Origin of the sequence: Mesorhizobium sp. M4B.F.Ca.ET.089.01.1.1 (assembly GCF_004022605.1) — a bacterium.
GTDB classification, from domain to species: domain Bacteria; phylum Pseudomonadota; class Alphaproteobacteria; order Rhizobiales; family Rhizobiaceae; genus Mesorhizobium; species Mesorhizobium abyssinicae.
This window is the reverse complement of record NZ_RZOS01001280.1, coordinates 1-534: the sequence shown is the minus strand read 5'-3', so window position 1 is coordinate 534 and position 534 is coordinate 1. Positions and strand designations below refer to the sequence as shown.

The following is a 534-nucleotide window of genomic DNA, read 5'->3' as shown; positions in this document are numbered from 1 at the left end:
GGTTCGCTGGCAGCAAAAATGGTCGCCTCGACGCGGTTCATCCATTCACGCCAGCGCACCTCGGGCGGCAGGTGATCCAGCTCCCGGTCAAACAGCTGGTCAGCTGATCGACGGTCATCTGACCGGCTCCCCCCTCGCCTGCGCGCCGCTTGCACCATTATCGTCAGAGCCCGTAGATGCGGAAGGTCGGGCGGCCGGATAGCTCTCGGACGGCGCCTAGCTCGACCAGACGGTCGAACAGGCGGCGCAGCCCACGGCCACTCCTACCGGCGATCTTTTCCGAGGCAACGATCGCATCGTCGGACAGCAGCTTGTCGACAACAAGATCCGCCGCCTTGGCCCTGAGTTTCGGCGCAACAGCAAGCAGCCGGTCCGAGCGGCGCTCGAGCTCGGCGGAAAGATCGATGGCGCGTAGCGCAGCCCGCGCCTGCGCGGCAAGCAGACTTTTGGCACGCTCAGGATCGGTCTCAATGCCTGTCGCCACCGAGTTGGCTGCTGATCTACGCGGGCGGACGCTTGTGCCCAGGGCCGCTT

General features: G+C 65.7%; 1 protein-coding gene and 1 pseudogene. Both read right to left on the bottom strand.

Annotated elements, in window-relative coordinates:
- Positions 1 to 158 (bottom strand): annotated as a pseudogene (locus EN780_RS41190) (SMC-Scp complex subunit ScpB); the annotation flags it as partial.
- Positions 159 to 163: 5 nt separating this feature from the next.
- Positions 164 to 534, bottom strand: a 371-nt coding sequence (locus EN780_RS37145) for a DUF1403 family protein (protein WP_128276639.1), incomplete at its 5' end; no start/stop codon positions are given.